Source organism: Allobosea sp. 2RAB26, from assembly GCF_052115465.1.
In the GTDB taxonomy this organism is placed as follows: Bacteria; Pseudomonadota; Alphaproteobacteria; order Rhizobiales; family Beijerinckiaceae; genus Allobosea.
In genome coordinates this window covers 140,484-157,995 of sequence record NZ_JBFRGS010000007.1, presented here as the reverse complement: position 1 = coordinate 157,995, position 17,512 = coordinate 140,484, and the positions used below count along the sequence as shown (strand labels likewise).

Below are 17,512 nucleotides of genomic sequence, written 5' to 3'. Positions count from 1 at the left end.
CATCACAAAGCAGGATTTCTTGCTGCGACGCAGCTTGACAGGTGCATTGCTGACGTCGGAGCTTGCCTCCGCACGAAACGGGAAGGCTCTGATTATGCGTCTGTTCGCCGCGTCGCTTGCTACCGAGACGAATACGTTTTCGCCTATCCCGACATCCCGCGCGAATTTCGAGGCATCGGCCTATTTTCCCGCAGGTCAGCATCCCGACCGGGCGACGCATTGCACCGCGCCACTTTACGTGGCGCGCCAGCGGGCAGAGCGAGACGGTTTCACGCTGATCGAAGGTTCCTGCTTCTGGGCCGAGCCGTCGGGAACCTGTGCCCAGGCCGATTACGAGGAGATGCGGGACGAGATCCTCGGCCAACTCAACGCCGCAATGCCGGTCGACGGCGTCCTGCTCGGGCTGCACGGGGCCATGGTCGCGCATGGCTATGACGATTGCGAGGGCGACATTCTAGAACATGTCCGCGCCATCGTCGGCCCGAAGGTGCCGATCGGTGTCGAGCTCGATCCGCATTGCCACCTGACCGAAAAGCGCGTGCGGCTGGCGGACGCCATCATCCTCTACAAGGAATACCCGCATATCGACTTCGTCGAGCGGGCCGAGGAATTGGTCGACATCATCCTTGCGACGATCCGTGGCACGATCAAGCCGGTGATGTCGCTCTATGACTGCCGGATGATCGAGCTGGTGCCGACCACGCGTGAGCCCGGGCGCTCCTTCGTCGACCGGATGAGCGCACTCGAGGGCAAGGACGCCGTGCTTTCGGTCTCGCTCGCTCACGGTTTCCAGCAAGGCGACGTGCCGGAGATCGGCACGCGGGTCCTGGTCGTCACCGACAATGCCAAGGCCGCCGGAGATGCGCTCGCCGCGCGGCTCGGCGAGGAGTTCCGCTCCCTGAAGGGGCAATTCGCTCCGCCGGTGGTCCCGCTCGACGAAGCGCTTGACCGGGCTCTCGGCAGTTCTGCCAACGGCCCGAGCGTGATTGCAGATTCGACCGACAATGCCGGAGGGGGTGCGGCGTCCGACAATACCAACATCATCCACCGCCTGCGCGAACGGGGTATTCGCGATGCGGCGATCGGTCCGGTCTGGGACCCTGTCGCCGTCGAATTCTGCCTTACCGCCGGTGTCGGCGCCACCATCCCGCTGCGCTTCGGCGGCAAGGCCGCCTCGACCTCGGGCAAGCCGGTCGACGGCGACGTCACCGTGCTCGGAGCCATCCGCAACGGCACCCAGAGCTTCGGCACAGCCAAGGTCCCGATCGGCAATGCCGTCGGCATCCGCATCGACGGCATCGACGTCGCGCTCTTATCGCATCGCACGCAGGCGCTGGGGCTCGAGATTTTTACCAGCGTCGGCATCGACCCGACGCAGAAGCGCATCGTCAGCGTCAAGTCGACCAACCATTTCCATGCCGCCTATGGGCCGATCGCCAGTGCGGTGATCTACACCGACGGCGGCGGCCCCTCGCATCTCGACGTGCGCAAATACCCCTATCGCAAGATCGCCCGGCCGCTCTGGCCCCACGACCCGCTGCCGCCCGGCCGCATCGTCGTCTGAGCCTGGCCACGTGGATGGAGACTTGACCGTGATTTGATCACCGAGGGTGGCCAGACGAAGCGAATGCTCGCGGTCATTCAGCATCTCTTGGAGGGAGAGAGACATGACGACCACACGCCGCAGATTCGTCCAGGGCAGTCTCGCCGCTGGAGCACTGACCGCCGCGCCTGCCCGCCTGAGGGCCCAGACCACCCCACCCGTCTCACGCACCGTCCGCGCCGTGCTGCATGGCGATCTTCGCGTCTTCGACCCGGTCTGGACGACCGCGAACATGACCTCCTACCATGCTGCCATGGTCTACGACACGCTGTTCGGGGTCGACGACAAATTCGACGCCAAGCCGCAGATGGTCTCGAAATGGAGCCTTTCGGACGATCGCAAGACCTATAATTTCGAACTCCGTGACGGCTTGCGCTTCACCGACGGCACGCCGGTGACGGCGCGCGACTGCGTCGCCTCGATCCGGCGCTGGGGCGCGCGCGACGGCGGCGGCCAGCACATGATGGCTCGCCTCGCCGATACGCCGATCAAGGACGACAAGACCTTCCAGATCGTGATGAAGGAACCCTACAGCCTGGCTGTCGATTGGCTCGCCAAGGCGGCGACCAATGCCTGCTACATCATGCGCGAGAAGGAAGCGCAGACCGACCCGATGCAGCAGATCCAGACGATCATCGGCTCAGGCCCGTTCGTCATGAACCAGGACGCCGTCGTCCAGGGCCAGCGCTACGTCTACGACAAGAACCCGAACTATGTGCCGCGTTCGGAGCCGGCCGTCTTCACCTCCGGCGGCAAGGTCGTGAATGTCGACCGCGTCGTCTACGAGAACATCGCGGACGAGGCCACGGCGATCGCTGCCATCCGCGCCGGCGAGATCGACATGATCGAGTACCCGAATGTCGATCTGCTGTCCTCGCTGGAGGGCGAGAAAGAGATCAAGCTCGAGGTCCTGAACAAACAGGGCCAGCTCGGCTGGGCTCGCGTCAACTGGCTCCACCCGCCGTTCAACAACGTCAAGGCCCGCCAGGCGATGCTCTACCTGATTCACCCGACCGAGGTGATGAAGGCGACCTTCGGCGACGAGAAATACTTCAAGGGCTGCTCTTCGCTGTTCGGCATGGGCACGCCGATGGAGAATGACGCCAATATCGACTGGTTCAAGGGCGGCCAGAACATCGAGAAGGCCAAGCAGCTCGTCAAGGAATCCGGCTATGACGGCCGCCCCGTCGTCGTGCTGCACGCTACCAACATCGCCTATATGAACAATGCCGCGAACCTGATCGCGCAGTGGATGCGCCAGGCTGGCTTCAACGTGTCGCTGCAGGCCTCGGACTGGGGCGCGGTCATCACGCGGCGTGCCGTCAAGAGCCCCCCGGACCAGGGCGGCTGGAACGTCTTCTTCACCTCGGGTTCGGTCAATGCCTTCGGCAATCCCGTGGCGCTCAGCGGCCATGCCGCCAATGGCGAGAAGGGCTGGTTCGGCTGGCCGACCGACGAGAAGCACGAAGCCTTCCGCGACAAATGGGCGGCCGCCTCGAATGATGCCGAACGCCGGCAGATCGCGCGCGACATGCAGCAGAACGCCTGGGATTTCGTGCCGCACATGTATTACGGGCAATGGTTCCAGCCCGCGGCCCTGCGCAATCTCACCGGGCTGATCGGCATGCCGGAGCTGATCCCGTTCTGGAATGTCAAGAAGGGGTAGCCGCCTCCGCCGGCCGGGCTCCGCCCCGGCCGGCGTCGGACCATTCCGGCGGGCTGGTGGACGGCGCAGCCGGCGCGCGGCGCGACCGGCCTGCCGCTTCCAGCCTGCTTAGGCTGAAGGAGGACGATCGACCCCATGCTCAGTTACATCGCCCAACGGCTGGCCCAAACCCTGCTGGTGATGACGCTCGTCGGTATCTTCGTCTTCCTGCTGCTGCATTTCTCGGCCGGCGATCCAGCCGCGATCATCGCCGGCGATTACGCGACGCCCCAGCAGATCGTCGCCATCCGTCAGCGGCTCGGGCTCGACGATCCGCTGCTGGTACAATTCTGGCGTTGGGCCGCACGCGTGCTGAGCGGAGATCTCGGGGTTTCGATCTTTTCGAACACGCCAGTCAGCAGGCTGATCCTCCAACGACTGGAGCCGACGCTTTCGCTCGCGCTGCTGACCATGCTCTTCGCCGTCAGCATCGCGGTCAGCCTCGGTGTGATCGCGGCCTGGAGGGTCGGAAGCCTGGTTGACCGTGCCCTGATGGGCTTCTCCGTGCTCGGATTCTCAATGCCGGCCTTCGTCGTGGGCTACGGCCTGATCTACATCTTCGCTATCGAGCTGCGCTGGCTTCCCGTCCAGGGCTACAAGCCGCTCGCCGATGGCGTGGGGCCGTGGCTGCTCCACCTAATCCTGCCGACCGTCACGCTCGGCCTCGCCTATATCGCGCTGATCGCGCGCATGACGCGCGCTTCGATGCTGGAGGTGCTCGAGGAAGACTATATCCGGACGGCAAAGGCCAAAGGTGTCACGACGAAGACGATGCTGATGAAGCATGCGCTCAAGAACGCCGGCGTACCGATCATCACGGTGATCGGCATAGGCGTCGCGCTTCTCATCGGCGGCGTCGTCATCACGGAGACTGTGTTCAACATACCCGGCATCGGACGGCTCGTTGTCGATGCCATCTCGAAGCGCGACTATCCGATCATCCAGGGCGTGATCCTGCTGTTCTCCGGCATCTATGTCCTGGTCAATCTGCTCGTCGATCTCTCCTATTCGCTGATCGATCCCCGGATCCGGTACTGAGAGAGCGAAGCGATGAGCGTGATCACGGCCCATACCGCCCCTTCCACCCTCAGCCCTGCGCCGCGCAGTCTCGGCGCCCGGTTCAGGCGCTTCGCCCGGCGCAACCCGACGATGCTGCTGGGCGGCGCCATCCTGATCTTCTTCGTCGCGATCGCGATCTTCGCGCCACTGCTCGCCGGCGACCCGATGCTGAAGGCGCCAACACGCCGGCTGCTGCCGCCATCCGCGCAGTTCTGGTTCGGCACCGACCATCTCGGCCAGGATGTCTTCGCCCGCACCGTCTACGGAGCACGCGTCTCACTGATCGTCGGCCTCACCGTCGCGACGATCTCGATCAGCGCCGGGCTGCTGATCGGCCTGATGGCCGGCTATTACCGCTGGATCGAGACCCCGGTCATGCGCCTGATGGACGGGCTGATGGCGATTCCAGCGATCCTGCTTGCGATCGCGCTGGTCGCCCTCAACCAGGGCAGCATCGGAATCGTCATTGCCGCCATCGCCATTCCGGAACTGCCTCGCGTGGTCAGGCTCGTGCGCTCGATCGTGCTCAGTGTCCGCGAGCTGCCTTTCGTTGAGGCGGTGATCGCCTGTGGGGCGCGGACGCCGCGGATTCTGGTGCTTCACATCATGCCGAGCACCATCGCGCCCCTGATCGTGCAGGCGACCTATATCTGCGCATCGGCAATCCTGGTGGAAGCGTCGCTGTCATTCCTCGGCGCCGGCGTGCCGCCGGAAACGCCGAGCTGGGGCAACATGATCGCCTCCAGCAGACTCTACCTGGCGCGCGCGCCCTGGACGATCTTTTGTCCGGCGATCGCGCTGGCGCTGGTGGTGCTCGCGGTCAACCTGCTCGGCGACGGGCTGCGCGACAAGCTCGATCCGCGAATTTCGAGGAGGATGTGACAGCCAGGCGCATGGCTGTCCCGCCCTGGCGCGGCTGCCTTTTTCCAACCCGCCGCTATGGTGGGCCGCAGCGCCACTGCGCCGGTCTTGGTGAGGAACAATCGACATGAACAAGCCCTGGTCATTGGCTGAGCGGAGCCGGGCTCCGCTTTCGATCCTGCCGACCCCCTTCGAGGAACTGCCCCGGCTGTCGCGGGAACTCGGGCGCCATGGCCCCGCTCCCTCGATCTGGATCAAGCGGGACGACTGCACGGGCCTTGCCGGCGGCGGCAACAAGGCGCGCAAGCTCGAATATCTCGTCGGCGAAGCGCTGCAGCAGGGGGCCGATACGCTGGTCACGCTCGGGGCCATCCAGTCCAATCATGCGCGGCAGACGGCTGCGGCCGCCGCCAGGAACGGCCTCGGCTGCGTTCTGCTCCTGACCGACAAGATCAGCGGACGCAGCGCGAGCTACCGGGCCAACGGCAATATCCTGCTCGACCGATTGCTCGGCGCCGATATTCGCATCCTGACCGCCGAGCAGGACGCCATGGAGGCGCTCGAACAGACCCTGGCTGCGCTGCGTGCGCAGGGCCGACGGCCCTATTTCATCCCGATCGGCGGCTCCAATGCACTGGGCGGCCTCGCCTATCATGATGCGCTGGTCGAACTCGCCGGGCAGGCCAAGGCCGCAGGCCGACAGATCGACCATATCGTGCTGGCGACCGGCAGCGGTGGCACTCATGCCGGCATCGTTGCAGGTGTGCAGACGTTGGGCCTCGCTTGCGCCGTCCACGGCATCAGCGTCTCGCGGCAGGCCGAAGAGGCCCGCGGTATCGTCGCCGGCCTTGCGCGCGACACGCTCGCGCTTGCTGGGAGCCAGAGCGTCGCCGATGTCTCGATCACGATCGACGCAACGCAGATCGGGCCCGGCTACGGCCAGCCGACGACGGCGATGCTCGAAGCCGTGACCAGTGTCGCGCGCCTCGAGGGCATCCTTCTGGATCCCGTCTATACCGGCAAGGCTATGGCCGGGCTGTTTTCGCTGGTGCGGCGTGGCGCGTTCAGGCCCGACGAGACAGTGGTGTTCTGGCACACCGGCGGCCATCAGGGACTGTTCGCCTACGAAGAGCTGTTTCAGGGATAACCGACGACACGCGCGAGGAGGCGTGCCCCGTCACGCCTCCCGGGGTTTCGCCACCGTGGGAGCGCTGGCCGGCACAGTCTGCTGAGCGCGCTGGCTCAGCCAGACGCTGCCGAGGACGATCGCCATGCCGGCGATCTGGGCAGGGCTGAGCGATTGGCCGAGCACCGACCAGCCGAGCATGACAGCCGTCACCGGGCTGAGAAAGCCGAGCGGCGAGACCGTCGAGGGACCCAGCCGGGCAATGCCGCGAAACCAGAGGATATAGGTCAGGGCAGCGCCGATCAGCCCGAGATAGGCAAGGCCGAGGATGTTCGTGCCGGTCAGCGTCGGCGGTGCGGGTTCGAGCCAGAGGACCACCGGCAGCAGCAGGGCTCCTCCCGCGGTCAGCTGCCAGGCGGTGAAGGTCAGTGGCGAGACCGGCGGCTGCCAGCGCCGGCTCAGGACCGTGCCCGCCGCCATCGACAGCGCACTGGCGAGACCAGCGGCGATGCCGAGCGGATCGAGCGCAGCCTGCGGCGTCAGAATCAGCAGCGCGACACCTGCCATGCCGGCGATGGCCGCGACGATGGCGAGCGGGCGGATGGCGAAACCGAGCAGCAGACGCGCGAGGAGCAGGACGACGAGCGGCTGGATCGCCCCTACGGTCGCCGCGACACCGCCCGGCAGCCGATAGGCTGCGATGAACAGCATCCACCAGAACAGCGAGAAATTGAGCGCGCCGAGGAGGAGAACCCGTCCCCACCAGATTCCCTGCGGCAATTGCCGGACGGCGAGCAGCAGCAGGAGGCCAGCCGGGAGCGCACGCAGCATCGACACGGTCAGTGGGTAGCCCTGCGGCAGGAACTCCGTCGTCACCAGATAGGTGCTGCCCCAGATAGCTGGGGCGATCGCGGTCAGCAGCAAGTCGGCATTGCGGGCCATGATGGCGGTCTCGCTCATTATCTTGACGTCAAGATAATGACAAATATCTTGACGTCAAGATATTTGGTCGCAACGATGGCGGCATGGACCATGTCGACGGAATTCTCGCGCAGTGGAACCGGGAAAGACCGGACCTCGATGTCACGCCGATGGGGTTGTTCGGCCGCATGAAGCGGCTCTCGCAGCATCTCGGCCGTGAGATGGAGAAGACCTTCGCCGAGCATGGCCTCAACAGCGCAAGTTTCGACGTGCTGGCGACACTGCGGCGCTCCGGCCCTCCCTATAGACTGTCGCCGGGAGATCTGCTGGCGACGATGATGATCACCTCGGGCACGCTGACGAACCGCATCGACCAGCTCGAGAAGACGGGCCTCGTCGAGCGCACCCATAACCCCGAAGATCGCCGCAGTTTCATCATTTCACTGACCGAGCGTGGATTTGCGACAATCGAGGCTGCTGTCACGGCACATGTCGCAACCCAGGCGCAGCTGAGTTCCATTCTCTCCGCGGATGAGAACGCGGCCCTCAACGCACTGCTGGGCAAGTACCTGGCGGGTTTCGAAGGCAGCCGGTGAGGCCTTGCGTCGGGGGGCTGCCTCCGCAGTAAACTCGGCTTGTGGGCCAGGAATGAGCACAGCGCGCCCCCCGCAGGCAAGAATGGCGCTTGCCGCTCCACGCAAGTTGATAATTCTCTGGCCATACGAAGCCGGCATCAGGTCCGGTTCAGCCGGCGCTCAGGGGATAGCGGAATGTTTCTCACCAACTCCGACATGGTCGAGCTTGTCGCCTGGCGGCAGCAGTTGCACCGCTCTCCCGAGATATCGGGCGAGGAGCAGGAGACGGCGACGGCAGTGGTTGCCTTCCTTGCCCCGAGCGAGCCGGACCGTATCGTGACCGGGCTCGGCGGCCACGGCGTCGCGGCTATTTATGAAGGGCGCGAGCCGGGGCCGACAGTGATGGTTCGCTGCGAACTCGACGCCCTGCCGATCGAGGAAATCTCCGAGAGCCCCCATCGCTCCCAGGCGCCGGGCAAATCCCATGCCTGCGGCCATGACGGGCACATGACCATGGTCGCTGCGCTCTCGCGCGGGCTCGGCCGCCAACGGCCGCAGCGCGGCCGTGCGGTGCTGCTGTTCCAGCCGGCAGAGGAGAACGGCGCAGGTGCCGCCGCCGTCATCGCCGACCCGAAATTCGCAGAAATCGCGCCGGATTACGCCTTCTCGCTGCACAATAAACCCGGCCTGCCATTGGGCTACATCACGCTCTCCGAAGGCCCCGCGAACTGTGCCTCGCGCGGACTGCAGATCGTGCTGACCGGCAAGACCTCGCATGCCTCCATGCCGGAACACGGCATCTCCCCGGTTGCGGCGGTAGCCCGGCTGATGCCGGCATTGACGGCGCTCGGCCCCGGCGGTCCGCTCGATGCGGCCTATGCGCTCGTCACCGTGACCCATGCTGCGATCGGCGAAGCTGCCTTTGGGATCGCACCCGGACGGGCCGAAATCTGGGCGACGCTGCGCACGCTGAACGATGCACAAATGGGCGCGCTTTGCACACGGGCCGAAGCGCTGGTGCGCGAAGCGGCTGAAGCATCGGGTCTTGGCATCGAGCTGAGCTATCACGACGTCTTCCATCACTGCGAAAACGATGCCGAGGCGGTGGCGCTCCTGCGCAAGGCCTTCGATGACGAGAAGCTGCGGCACGGTGAGGGCTCGCCCTCGCGCGGCTCCGAGGATTTCGGCCTGTTCGGCCGCCAGGCGAAATCGGCGATGTTCATCCTCGGCTCGGGCGAAACCTCGCCGCAGCTGCACAACCCGGATTTCGATTTTCCCGATGCCCTGATCGAGCCCGGTTCGCGCGCCTTCATGCGCACGCTGCGCAATTTGCTCGGCTAGATCCTCGGACCCGATATCGTATCCGAACCGAGGACCCAGCCTCGGCATTTGCATCGGCTTTCCCGAAAGCCGCAATCCACTTTTCGGGCCGGTGCCTGAGCCCATTGCACCTGACCAAGGGGGCGATGTTCTTGTTGCCAAACCGCAAAGACGCCCTGATCGGCTGCATGATGCGGATCAGGGATTTGCCAAGCATGAGAGGCCGTATTCCATGACCACGCATCAGCCGAATATCCTGGCATCGATCGATCCGGCCAAGCTCGACAGGCTCGCCGAAGTCGCCGTCAAGGTCGGCCTGAATCTCGAGGCCGGGCAGGATCTGTTCCTGACCGCGCCGGTCGCCGCCCTGCCACTGGTCCGGCGGATCGCCGAGCACGCCTACAAGGCCGGTGCCGGGCTCGTGACGCCGATGCTGGCGGATGAGGAGGTAACGCTCTCACGCTATCGCCATGCCCCGGATGCAAGCTTCGACCGGGCGCCGGGCTGGCTCTATGAAGGCGTCGGCAAAGCCTTTGCCGCCAACACCGCGCGCCTCGCCATCGTTGGCGATAACCCGATGCTGCTCTCAGGCCAGGATCCAGCCAAGGTCGCGCGCGCCAACAAGGCCAATTCGATCGCCTATCAGCCCGCTCTCGAGAAAATCGCCGGCTTCGATATCAACTGGAACATCCTGGCCTATCCGACCGCGTCCTGGGCCCGCCAGGTCTTCCCGGACGAGGCAGAGGACATCGCTGTCGCCAAGCTGGCCGAGGCGATATTCGCTGCCTCACGGGTTGACCGTGCCGACCCCATTTCGGCCTGGGCTGCGCATAATGCGACGCTCCGCAGCCGGACGCAGTGGCTGAACGGGCAGAACTTCCATTCGCTGCACTTTTCCGGGCCGGGCACGAACCTGACGATCGGGCTTGCCGACGGCCATGAGTGGCAGGGCGGCGCCTCGACTGCCAAAAACGGCGTGACCTGCAATGCCAACATCCCGACCGAAGAGGTCTTCACCACGCCGCATGCAAGGCGGGTCTCCGGCCATGTCGTCAGTACCAAGCCGCTCTCGCATCAGGGCACGCTAATCGATGGCATCTCGGTGCGCTTTGAAGAAGGGCGTATCGTCGAGGCCAGGGCCACGCGTGGTGAGGAGGTGCTGAACAAGGTTCTCGACACCGATGAGGGTGCGCGTCGCCTCGGCGAAGTGGCGTTGGTGCCGCATTCCTCGCCGATCTCGCAGAGTGGCATCCTGTTCTACAATACGCTCTTCGACGAGAACGCCTCCTGCCATATCGCGCTCGGCCAGTGCTATTCGAAATGTTTCGTCGATGGTGCCAGACTCACGCCCGAGCAGATCGCGGCGCAAGGCGGCAACAAGAGCTTCATCCATATCGACTGGATGATCGGCTCGAACCAGGTCGATATCGACGGTGTGCATGCCGATGGCAGCCGCGTCGCAGTCTTCCGTCAGGGCGAATGGGCCTGAGCAGCCTCGCACAGGCCGCGCTTCTCCGCTGATACGAAAAGGCCACCGGGCGAACCCGGTGGCCTCTTCATTTGGTGTGCATCGTGCCCTTAGGCGGCAGGCTCAGAACTCTTCCCAGCCCGCATCGGACGCGCGGCCGTTGACGACCTTCTTGGCCGGCATGACGGGGCGCTTCGGCGCAGCCTTGGTCTGCGCGAAGGCCGCCTCGGCAAGCTGGCGCAGGCGCTCGGGCTCGGGGCCTCCTGCATCGATCGCCTCGATATCGGAAGCGCGCAACGCGGGCGGCGCGTAAGACGCTGCCCTGGTCGCAAGGCGCGCCGGGCGGGGCGCCATCTTGGTGACGGCAGCGGTCGCGATCGGGGCAGTCATCTGCCCTGCCTGCTCCGGCCCGGTCCGGAAGGCCGCGACGAGGTCGTTGAGCTGGCCGATCCGCGACGTCAGCGACGCAGCGGAGGCAGCACTCTGCTCGGCCAAAGCTGCGTTCTGCTGGGTCATTTCATCGAGATGCGCGACAGCCTGGCTCATCTCGTCGATGCCATTGGCCTGTTCGCCGGACGCGGTCGAGATCTCAGCGATGGTGGCAGCGACCTTCTGCGACGCATCGAGGATTTCGGTCAGGGCCGCACCGGCCTGACGCACGAGTTCGACGCCCTCGGTGACCTCTGCATTCGAGGAGGAGATCAGCCCCGAGATGTCCTTGGCGGCGGCGCCTGAGCGCTGCGCCAGGGTACGCACTTCCGACGCAACGACCGCAAACCCCTTGCCGGCATCTCCGGCTCGCGCCGCCTCGACCGCCGCGTTGAGCGCGAGCAGATTGGTCTGGAAGGCAATATCGTCGATCACGCGGATAATGTCGGAGATCTTCTTCGAAGCGCTTTCGATGCGCGCCATGGCCTCGACGGCCCTGCCGGCAATCTCGCCGCCCGACTGCGCAGCTCGCATCGCGTCCTCGGCGATCGTCGCGGCCTGTTTCGAAGACTGGGCCGAAGCCTTGACCGAAGCAGCAAGCTCCTCCGTCGTCGCGGCGGTCTCCTCGAGCGAGGACGCCTGCTCCTCGGTGCGCTTCGACAGGTCGTCGGCGCCTGTGTTGATCTCGCGGGACGCCAGACCGACATCGCCGGCGGTCACCTGGATTGTGCGCACGGTCGAGGACAGGCGATCGACGGTCTCGTTGATCGCGCCCTTCAGATCGGCGAAGCGACCGCGATAAGTGGTATCGACCCGGTTCGTCAGGTCACCGGAGGCAACAGCCTGCAACACCTTCGCGAACTCGGTCGTGGCAGAATCAACCACCGCGTTGATCTCGTTGATGCCGCTGATCAGCTTCTGCATCTGTTCGTCAGCGCCATCGATGGCGAGCCGCGCCGAGAAGTCACCGGACGCAGCAGCCGCAACGACCTCGCCGACATCCGACACGACCGAGGCCATCGACTCGGCCTGACGCAGGCGACGCTCCGCACTTGCGCGCTCCTCCGCCTGCAGTGCGGCGACTTGCTCGGTGCTTTCACGCAACACCGAGACGGCGCGGGCCATGGTGCCGATCTCGTCCTGACGGGCGACATGCGGCACATCGACCTTGGTATCGCCGGCGGTCAGGCGCTCCATGACAGCACTGAGGGCGAGGATCGGCGAGGTGATCGAGCGCTGCGCGAAGATCAATGCCGCACCGAGCGCACCCACCAGGGTCACGAGCAGCACCAGCGGCAGAACCAGCCTGGCCTGCGTCGTGAAGGCCGCCGCCTCGTCGCCGAGCGCGTTTCCGGCATCCTCGTTGCGCTTACCGAATGCGACCAGGAGATCGTTCACGGCCTTCCGGTTCGCCCGGTTCAGATCGGTATTGCCCTGCGCATTGGCCGCAGCGGCCGAAACCTGCCGCCCGATACGAACGGTTTCAGTCCGATAGGTGATAAAATCCGCGACCGCCTTCTCGATCTGAGAAACACGTTCCTGTTCGCTTGCCGGGGAAAGCGCCTTCAGCCGTTCGACGAGCTGCCGCATCTGCGGGAAGCGATCTTCCATCCCCTTCCCATATTGCTCGATCTCCTGCGCGTTCTTGGCCATGTAGATGCCGCGCGACTCCATCACGACACCCGTTACGTGCCCGTTGAGCCGCTCCGTCAGCAAGGCGATGTCGCCCTGGTTGCTTGCGCGTTCGTTCAGACTATCCGCCTTCGAGAGTGCATAGAAACTCAGCACTGCCGAAATGAGCGCGGCCGCTGCAACAATGAGCAGCATGGTCAGGATCTTGATACGGATGGACTTCATCGAACTGCGCCCCGACGCATTATATTTTTTGTTATCAACGCGACACGCTCGCGCGTGGTTGCGGCCAAGAAGAAGGAGCCCTTGCAGGCAAGGGCTGGCGGACAGGCTGCACGGCAGAGCCGTGCATTTCCCATCAAATCACCAAAATCTGTAAAGAACGCTTTAAGCAGAGTGCGCGGGATCATTTCCCGGGGAGCATTTCGGCGCGACTGCGGCCTCATCGACTAGTCCAGCGCGGGGCCTGGATACTTCAGCATCCTTGCAAATAGTTCAACAATGATTGAACTGCGTAGAGCGAGCGCGGCCACGGATTTCGGGCAGGACGCTGTTCCCGTCACATTCCGCTTCGGCGTTAACGTCTTACTGACCCTGCGGAACGAAACTGACGGCACGATTCGCCGTCAGTTAGAGTTCCCAATGGGCCAGATCCTCCAGTTCCGCTTACCCGTACAGCCGCTCACCATGCCGGAACCGCTGGACATCGACCTTCTGACGGCCGTCGACGTCGCGCTGCGCGACCTTGCCGAGATCACCCAGTACATCACCCTCCCCTCGGCACGGGACCAGGCGGAAGCCTGCCGCTTGATGCTGCAGGATGCCTATGACGCGGCGACGGCCACCGGCTGAAACGCCGGCGGGGGCTCTCTCAGGCCCGAACCTCGAAGACCATGTTGAACGGGGTCTCGGTCGCACGCCGGAAATGCGAGAATCCGGCATCGAGCACAACCTTGCGAAGGCGCATCTCGCCGGCCTGGGCGCCAAGCCCGAGGCCCACCTCCTGAGACAGGGAGGCCGGCGTGCAGATCAAAGTCGAGGCGCCATAATAGATCCGGCCTACCGGATTGAGATTGTCCTTCAGGCTATCATGCGCAAAGGGCTCGACGATCATCCAGGTGCCGTTCGGGCCCAAGGTCTCCTTGACGTGCCTGCCTGCACCGACGGGATCGCCCATGTCGTGCAGGCAGTCGAACATGGCGACGAGATCCCAGGACCGACCTGGAAAGTCCTTCGCGCTGGCCTGTGCGAAGGACACGCGTTCGGCGACACCGGCTTCCTCCGCCGCGACGCGCGCGCGTTCTATCGAGGGCCCGTGATAGTCGAAGCCCGTAAAGGTGGACTTGGGATAGGCCAAGGCCATCAGAATGGTCGAAGCGCCATGGCCGCAGCCGACATCGGCAACGACGGCGCCCTCCTCCAGGCGCTCCTGCACACCGTCCAGTGCCGGGAGCCAGTCTGCCACAAGGTGGCTGTTGTACCCGGGCCGGAAGAAGCGCTCGGTGCCGCGAAACAGGCAGTTGCTGTGCTCATGCCAGCCTAAGCCCTTGCCGGTCCGGAACGCTTCTGCGACCTTGGGTTCATCGATCCACATCGACTGGACGATTTCGAAGGCGCCCGCGAAAAAGGCGGGACTGTCGTCCTCGGCGAAGACCATCGCCTGTTCCGCGGTCAGGCTGAAGCGGTCTTTGCCCTCGTCATAGGTCACATAGCCGGCGGCCGCCTGCGCTGACAGCCACTCCCGCAAATAGCGTTCCTTCAAGCCGGTCCTTTGCGCGAGCATCTGCGGGCTGACGGGCTCTCCATCCGCCATCGCCTTGAAGAGCCCAAGTCTGTCCCCGAGCACAACAAGCGCGCCCGAAACGGAGGCGCCGACATCGCCCACGAGATTGCCGATCAGGGCGTCAAGTTTTTGCATATCGGGTTCACGCATCACGTCCTCCCGGTCGAGCGAACTCATCCGGCATCGACGGACGAGTCCCGTTCCAAGTTGGGTTGAGCAGAAGAAGGCCCGAGAGCGCAGATTCTGCGCTATCCGTGGCAATTTCAGGACTGGCCCAGCCTTCGAGCTGCGCCGGCGCCCGGCTCGAACCCGATCTGGAACAGTGAGTTGCCCCACCGAGAAACCTGCGATGGAGCCATGCCGCACGGCAACAAATCCGCCTGCACCGACAAGCAAAGGCGCGAGGCCGGGCGCACGAATGAGAGCGGCGGCGGCAACAAGACCTGTTCGGGCCGGGGCATACCGATTGCGAGCGGCCGCACCAAAGGCCGGACCCCGAACGCTCGGCCCCGGCCGGGAAGACGGCCGAGACCCGCAGGAAGAAGGCGTCCCGAACCCCTGGGCGTCGTCGCCAAGAGGCCGCGACGCAATCCAGCACCGGGGCGCTGGATTGCCGAGCGCGCTCAGCCGCCGATATTGAAGGCGGCCAGCGCCGCCATGTTGACGATGTCGGAATCCTTGGCGCCGAGCGGCACGATCTGCACCGGCTTGTCGAGACCGACGATCAGCGGACCGATCACGGTCGAGCCTCCGAGTTCCTGCAGCATCTTGGTCGAGATCGACGCCGAGTGGAACGCCGGCATGACAAGCACATTGGCCGGCGCGCTCAGGCGACAGAACGGGTACTGGCTCATCACGTCGCGATTGAGCGCGACATCGGCCGCCATCTCGCCGTCATATTCGAAATCGACGCGCTGCCCATCGAGGATCTTGACCGCCTCGCGCACCTTCTCGGAGCGCTCGCCCGCCGGATGGCCGAAGGTCGAAAAAGCGAGCATTGCAACCTTCGGCTCATAGCCGAGACGCCGCGCCACACCTGCTGCCTCGATGGCGATTTCGGACAGTTCCCGCGCCGAAGGCATCTCCGTGATCGCCGTGTCGGCGACAAGCACCGTGCGGCCGCGAGAGATCACGACGGAGACGCCGATCAGCCGGTGCCCCGGCTTGTCGTCGATGACACGCCGGACCTCCTCCAGAGCGATCGAGTAGTTGCGGGTGACGCCCGTCACCATCGCGTCGGCATCACCGAGCGCCACCATCGCAGCAGCGAAATGGTTGCGATCCTGGTTGATCAGGCGCTGGCAGTCGCGGAACAGGTAGCCATGCCGCTGCAGGCGCTCATAGACATACTGGGCATAGGCGGTGTTTCGATGCGAGAGCCGCGCGTTCTGGATCTCGATGCCCTTGGCTTCAAGATCGACACCGAGGAAGGTCGCGGTTTCGCTGATCCGGTCCTCGCGGCCGACCAGAATGGCGTGGCCCAGTCCTTGATTGACGAAGGAGGTCGCGGCGCGAATGACCTGCTCCTCCTCGCCCTCGGCGAAGACGACGCGCTTGGGGTAGCGGCGAACCCGCTCAAAGATGCGGTTCAGCGTGCCCGCGACCGGATCGCGCCGCGCCGAGAGCTGCGCCTTGTAGGCGCCGGTATCGACAATCGGTTTGCCGGCAACGCCTGTTTCCATCGCGGCCTTGGCGACAGCCATCGGCACGACATGGATCAGACGCGGGTCGAACGGGACCGGGATGATATAGTCCTTGCCGTAGCGCGGGCGCGCACCCTGGTAGGCGGCTGCTACCTCGTCCGGCACATCCTCGCGTGCGAGCGAGGCAAGAGCCTCGGCAGCGGCGATCTTCATCTCCATGTTGATCGTGGTGGCGCGGACATCGAGTGCGCCACGGAAGATGAAGGGAAAGCCGAGGACGTTGTTGACCTGGTTCGGATAATCCGAGCGACCCGTCGCCATGATGGCGTCGTCACGCACTGCTGCGACCTCTTCCGGCGTGATCTCCGGGTCGGGATTGGCCATGGCGAAGATGATCGGGTTCGGAGCCATGGAGCGAACCATGTCCGACGTCACCGCACCCTTCTGGCTGAGGCCGAAGAAGGCGTCGGCGCCCTCCATCGCCTGGGCGAGCGTGCGCCGGTCGGTGATGGCTGCATGCGCCGATTTCCACTGGTTCATGCCCTCGGTGCGGCCCTGATAGATCACGCCCTTGGTGTCGCAGAGGATGACGTTGTCGGGCTTGAAGCCCATCGCCTTGAGCAACTCGGTGCAGGCGATGGCAGCAGCGCCCGCGCCATTGACGACGAGCCTGGTCGTCTTGACGTCGCGGCCAGTCAGATCGAGTGCATTGATCAGACCGGCGGCCGCGATGATCGCAGTGCCGTGCTGGTCGTCATGAAAGACCGGAATATCCATCAATTCGCGCAGGCGCTCTTCGATGATGAAGCACTCCGGCGCCTTGATGTCCTCGAGATTGATGCCGCCAAAGGACGGTCCGAGATAGCGCACCGCATTGATGAAGGCGTCGGCGTCTTCGGTGTCGACCTCGAGATCAATCGAGTCGACATCGGCGAAGCGCTTGAACAGCACCGCCTTGCCTTCCATCACCGGCTTGGAGGCAAGCGCGCCAAGATTGCCGAGACCGAGGATCGCCGTTCCGTTGGTGATCACCGCCACGAGATTCGAACGGGTGGTGTAGTCATAGGCCCGCGACGGATCTTCCGCGATCGCCAGCACCGGCACCGCAACGCCCGGCGAATAGGCCAGCGAGAGGTCTCGCTGGGTCGCCATCGGCTTGGTCGGCACGATCTCGAGCTTGCCCGGCCGCCCCTGCGAGTGGAACAGCAACGCCTCCTGATCGGTGAAGGTCGGGCGGGCGCGTTTGGTCGGCGGGCTATCGTTCATGCGACTGTTCTTTTTGTGAGCGTTTCCTGAAGGGTACCGACATTAGGTCAGCCGGCAGCCGCTCCACAAGGCGCGATTGCGGATCAGGGCTGATGACGATGACGCAAGAATGAAGGGCGGT

Annotated in this window: 13 protein-coding genes; 9 read left to right on the top strand and 4 right to left on the bottom strand. The window is 64.7% G+C overall.

Annotated features, from left to right (window positions below):
- Nucleotides 1–94 precede the first annotated feature (94 nt).
- The 5 genes from AB4118_RS15920 (at nucleotide 95) to AB4118_RS15900 (ending at nucleotide 6,375) form a co-directional block, all read left to right on the top strand.
- Entirely contained in the window at nucleotides 95–1,564 is a 1,470-nt protein-coding gene (locus tag AB4118_RS15920; protein ID WP_441490640.1) for a M81 family metallopeptidase, read from the top strand.
- A 103-nt stretch (nucleotides 1,565–1,667) separates the two neighbouring features.
- Nucleotides 1,668–3,269, top strand: coding sequence for an ABC transporter substrate-binding protein (locus AB4118_RS15915; protein WP_441490639.1), 1,602 nt, complete (start codon nucleotides 1,668–1,670; stop codon nucleotides 3,267–3,269).
- Between the two features lie 135 nt (nucleotides 3,270–3,404).
- Nucleotides 3,405–4,346 (top strand): ABC transporter permease, encoded by a 942-nt coding sequence (locus AB4118_RS15910; protein ID WP_441490638.1) that lies wholly within the window; start codon nucleotides 3,405–3,407, stop codon nucleotides 4,344–4,346.
- A gap of 12 nt (nucleotides 4,347–4,358) precedes the next feature.
- Nucleotides 4,359–5,249, top strand: coding sequence for an ABC transporter permease (locus AB4118_RS15905; protein WP_441490637.1), 891 nt, complete (start codon nucleotides 4,359–4,361; stop codon nucleotides 5,247–5,249).
- 106 nt (nucleotides 5,250–5,355) lie between these two features.
- Nucleotides 5,356–6,375 (top strand): D-cysteine desulfhydrase family protein, encoded by a 1,020-nt coding sequence (locus AB4118_RS15900; protein WP_441490636.1) that lies wholly within the window; start codon nucleotides 5,356–5,358, stop codon nucleotides 6,373–6,375.
- A 30-nt stretch (nucleotides 6,376–6,405) separates the two neighbouring features.
- Here AB4118_RS15900 and AB4118_RS15895 read toward each other — a convergent pair whose 3' ends face one another.
- Nucleotides 6,406–7,296: an EamA family transporter gene (locus AB4118_RS15895; RefSeq protein WP_441490816.1), complete on the bottom strand. Its 891-nt coding sequence runs from the start codon at nucleotides 7,294–7,296 to the stop codon at nucleotides 6,406–6,408.
- A gap of 83 nt (nucleotides 7,297–7,379) precedes the next feature.
- Here AB4118_RS15895 and AB4118_RS15890 point away from each other — a divergent pair, with 83 nt between their 5' ends.
- The 3 genes from AB4118_RS15890 (at nucleotide 7,380) to AB4118_RS15880 (ending at nucleotide 10,659) form a co-directional block, all read left to right on the top strand.
- Entirely contained in the window at nucleotides 7,380–7,871 is a 492-nt protein-coding gene (locus AB4118_RS15890; protein ID WP_441490635.1) for a MarR family winged helix-turn-helix transcriptional regulator, read from the top strand.
- Nucleotides 7,872–8,045: 174 nt separating this feature from the next.
- Complete coding sequence (locus AB4118_RS15885; RefSeq protein ID WP_441490634.1) at nucleotides 8,046–9,191, top strand: amidohydrolase; 1,146 nt, start codon at nucleotides 8,046–8,048, stop codon at nucleotides 9,189–9,191.
- A gap of 211 nt (nucleotides 9,192–9,402) precedes the next feature.
- A complete protein-coding gene (locus AB4118_RS15880) occupies nucleotides 9,403–10,659 on the top strand; it encodes an aminopeptidase (RefSeq protein ID WP_441490633.1) in 1,257 nt (418 codons plus the stop codon).
- 102 nt (nucleotides 10,660–10,761) lie between these two features.
- On the opposite strand, the gene AB4118_RS15875 is transcribed toward AB4118_RS15880, so the two are convergent.
- Complete coding sequence (locus AB4118_RS15875) at nucleotides 10,762–12,924, bottom strand: methyl-accepting chemotaxis protein (RefSeq protein WP_441490632.1); 2,163 nt, start codon at nucleotides 12,922–12,924, stop codon at nucleotides 10,762–10,764.
- Nucleotides 12,925–13,200: 276 nt separating this feature from the next.
- Between AB4118_RS15875 and AB4118_RS15870 the strand changes: the two genes are divergently transcribed.
- Nucleotides 13,201–13,551, top strand: coding sequence for a hypothetical protein (locus AB4118_RS15870; protein ID WP_441490631.1), 351 nt, complete (start codon nucleotides 13,201–13,203; stop codon nucleotides 13,549–13,551).
- 19 nt (nucleotides 13,552–13,570) lie between these two features.
- On the opposite strand, the gene AB4118_RS15865 is transcribed toward AB4118_RS15870, so the two are convergent.
- Together AB4118_RS15865 and AB4118_RS15860 are read right to left on the bottom strand one after the other, a co-directional pair.
- Nucleotides 13,571–14,632: a class I SAM-dependent methyltransferase gene (locus tag AB4118_RS15865; RefSeq protein WP_441490630.1), complete on the bottom strand. Its 1,062-nt coding sequence runs from the start codon at nucleotides 14,630–14,632 to the stop codon at nucleotides 13,571–13,573.
- Between the two features lie 473 nt (nucleotides 14,633–15,105).
- Nucleotides 15,106–17,391, bottom strand: coding sequence for an NADP-dependent malic enzyme (locus AB4118_RS15860; protein ID WP_441490629.1), 2,286 nt, complete (start codon nucleotides 17,389–17,391; stop codon nucleotides 15,106–15,108).
- Nucleotides 17,392–17,512: the final 121 nt, after the last annotated feature.